This window comes from Patulibacter sp. NPDC049589, assembly GCF_040675535.1.
Lineage (GTDB): Bacteria > Actinomycetota > Thermoleophilia > Solirubrobacterales > Solirubrobacteraceae > Patulibacter.
The window spans coordinates 1-3,045 of sequence record NZ_JBFAPC010000301.1 but is presented as its reverse complement, the minus strand read 5'-3'; the positions used below and the strand labels follow the sequence as shown (position 1 = coordinate 3,045).

At 76.4% G+C, this 3,045-nt stretch carries 3 protein-coding genes; 2 read left to right on the top strand and 1 reads right to left on the bottom strand.

The features are described from left to right. The coding region (locus tag AB0L40_RS27440; protein ID WP_364361929.1) for a TIM-barrel domain-containing protein at positions 1–1,504 on the top strand (1,504 nt) is incomplete at its 5' end. Between the two features lie 99 nt (positions 1,505–1,603). Beyond that, positions 1,604–2,491, top strand: a complete 888-nt coding sequence (locus tag AB0L40_RS27435) for a hypothetical protein (protein WP_364361926.1) — start codon at positions 1,604–1,606, stop codon at positions 2,489–2,491. A 33-nt stretch (positions 2,492–2,524) separates the two neighbouring features. Here AB0L40_RS27435 and AB0L40_RS27430 read toward each other — a convergent pair. Next, positions 2,525–3,045, bottom strand: a 521-nt coding sequence (locus AB0L40_RS27430; RefSeq protein ID WP_364361924.1) for a chorismate-binding protein, incomplete at its 5' end; no start/stop codon positions are given.

The following is a 3,045-nucleotide window of genomic DNA, read 5'->3' as shown; positions in this document are numbered from 1 at the left end:
GCCTGGGCTTCGTCCGCGCGATCGCCTTCCAGACCGGCAACGGCGCGTTCCGCGCGGCCCTCGACGGCAAGAAGCGCAACATCCAGCGCATGGGCCGAACCCCCACCAGTTCCCGGACTTCGCGGGGATGGTGCAGCGCCTGCTGGACGACGGGGTCCGCACCGTCGTCTGGGTGACTCCGTGGGTCAACGTCGACTCCGCGGGCGGCCAGTCGCCGTCGGACCCGGCGTCGATCCGGATGCACCGGCGGCCGGCCGAGACGTACGCCGAGGGCGCCCGGACGCGGGCGTACCTGCGGCCGCCCGCCGTCGAGGTCCGCGACCACGCGCGCGAGATCCGCTCGACGCTCAAGCGCGCCGGCGACGACGAGCTCCAGGGGCTCCCGGACGCCGAGATGCCGTACCTCGCGCAGTGGTGGATGGGCCGCGGCTCGCCGATCGACTTCACCGGTCCCGGCGAGGCCTGGTGGCGCGCGCAGGCCGAGGCGGCGCTGCGGCTCGGGGTCCGCGGGATCAAGGCCGACGACGGCGAGGGCTACTACCTGCCCGAGGACGTCCGCTTCGCCGACGGCTCGACCGGCGCCACGCGCGCCTGGCGCTGGGGCGACGACTACCGCCGGTCGATGCGTCGCGCGCTGCAGAACGCCCATCCCGGCGACGGCGTGCTCTTCGGGCGCTCCGGGTGGACCGGCCAGCAGGCCACCGGGATGCTCTGGGGCGGCGACCAGGCGTCGGACTTCTGGTCGCTGCGCGTGCTGCTGGCGGCCACCGTGTCGGCGGCGCACTCGGGAATCTCCAACTGGTCGCACGACGTCGGCGGGTACCTCGGCGACGCCGGCGTCAAGCGCGCGACCGGCGAGCTGCTCGTCCGCTGGGCGCAGCTCGGCTGCTTCACGCCGCTGATGCAGGCCCACGCGCGGCTGGAACAGGAGCCGTGGACGTACGACCACGAGACGCTCGCGCTCTTCCGGGGCGCCGTCCTGATGCACGAGATGCTCGTGCCCTACGTGCGCGCCGCGGCCCGCACCGCCGCCCGGACGGGCCTGCCGATCGTGCGCCCGCTGAGCCTGCTGGACCCGACCGACGACGCGCTCTGGGGCGTCCCCGACGCGTTCGCCTACGGGCCGTCGCTCGTCGTCGCGCCGGTGGTCGACGAGGGCGTCCGCGAGCGCACCGTCCCCCTGCCCCGCGGCCGCTGGATCGAGGCCTGGTCGGGCGAGGAGGTCGACTCCCCCGGCGGCCTCGACGTCGCCGTCGACGCGCCGCTGGATCGCATCCCGGTGTGGGTGCGCGCCGGCGCGATCGTCATCAGCCACCCCGCGCACCACGTCGCGCGCGGCCTCGGCACCGCCCGCGACCGCGACGTCCCCTACGTCGCGACGCTCTGGGGCACGCCGCCCCACGGCCGCGCGCTGGCGCACCTGCCGGACGGCGCGCCGGTGCGCTGGGTCCGGGGGCGCTGGGAGCTGCCGCCGGGCTACGACGTGACGACGGCCGAGCGGTGAGTCCCGAGGGACGCCGTACGATCGTCCCGTCCCGTCCCCGTCCTCGTCCAGCTGTCCGTCACCGGACCCCGGGACCGGTCCGTCCCTCCCCACGACGCCATGCTCCACCGCACCCGCACCCGCCCCGGACCCGGCTCGCAGGCCACCGCCGTCGCCGCCCTCGCCTTCCTGCTGGGAGCCGCCTCGCCGGCCCGCGCCGCCGCGCCGGAGGACCCGATCGTGCCCGGTGGCGGCAAGGGCCACGCGAGCGCGCCGCTGCAGCAGCGGATCACCACCGTCTCCGTCGCCCTCGACGTCCGCACCGGGGCCTGGATGACGATCGTGCGATTCGCGACGCCGCGGTCCCCGCGGAACGCCGCCGACCTGCGGCTGGACCTCGTGTTCCCCGACGACGTCCCCGGCGGGACGACCGCCTCGATCCTGTTGCGGACCGACCCTGGCGCGCCAGAGGCCCGATTCGAACGCGCGAGCTCCCCCGGGCGACCCGCGGCGCCCGGGGCCGGCATCGCGACCGCGACGTTCGCCCCCGACGGCTCCTCCGTCACGGTCCGGGTCACCGATCCGACGCTGGCCGGGCGGCCCCGGCCGCGCGAGGTCGACGGGTCGATCTCCTCCGACGGGGATCCCGGCGAGACCTACGACGACTTCATCGCGGTCATGGGCCCGAAGTCGCCGACGCCCACGATCCCGGCCCGCGCGCGCCGCCTCACCGTCAGCCGGACCGGTCACGCGCGCATCCGCCTCGCGGCGCTCCCCGTCCCCGCCCGCCGGTACGTCGCCCTCCGGATCGGCCGCAACCAGCTCGACGCGCTGGAGCTGCCGTCCCGCGCCTCGGGCGCTCGGACGGTCCGGCTGCGCGTCCCTTGCGGGACCCTGCGGTCCCTCCCGGTCGGACGCCTCCGACGAGCACGGCTGTCGGTCACGGCCGGCCTCGACTACGGACGGCCGACGCGCGTCGAGGTGCCGGTCACCCTCAGGAGACGCTGAGCACCAGGCCGCGCGCGACCGGCCGGGCCGGTCCTACTCCCCCGCCGCCACCGCCAGCAGCCGGGAGGCCTTCAGCACCGTCTCGCGCCACTCGCCCTCGGGGTCGCTGTCCCACGTGATGCCGCCGCCGGTGCCGAAGCGCAGGGTCTCCCCCGCGCGCCAGAACGTGCGGATCCCGACCGCGAGCTCCGCGGTGCCCGCGTCGGCGTCGACCCAGCCGATCGCGCCGCAGTACGGGCCGCGCGGCACGGGCTCCAGCTCCGCGATGACGCCGAGCGCGGCGCGCTTCGGGGCACCCACGATCGAGCCCGCGGGGTACGTCGCGTCGAGCAGCTCCGGCCAGCCGGCGCCGTCCCGCAGCCGGCCCTCGACGGTCGAGACGAGGTGGACGAGCCCCGGGTGCTCCTCGATCCCGCAGATCTCGGTCGCCCGCACCGTTCCCGGGCGGCAGACCCGGCCCAGGTCGTTGCGCACGAGGTCGACGATCATCACGTTCTCGGCGCGGTCCTTCTCGAGCAGCTCGGCGGCCGTCGGCGCGGTGCCCTTGATCGGCC

Bases quoted from the DNA above. Each gene is read 5' to 3' on its own strand.
- AB0L40_RS27435 (WP_364361926.1), top strand. From the start codon at position 1,604: ATGCTCCACCGCACCCGCACCCGCCCCGGACCCGGCTCGCAGGCCACC.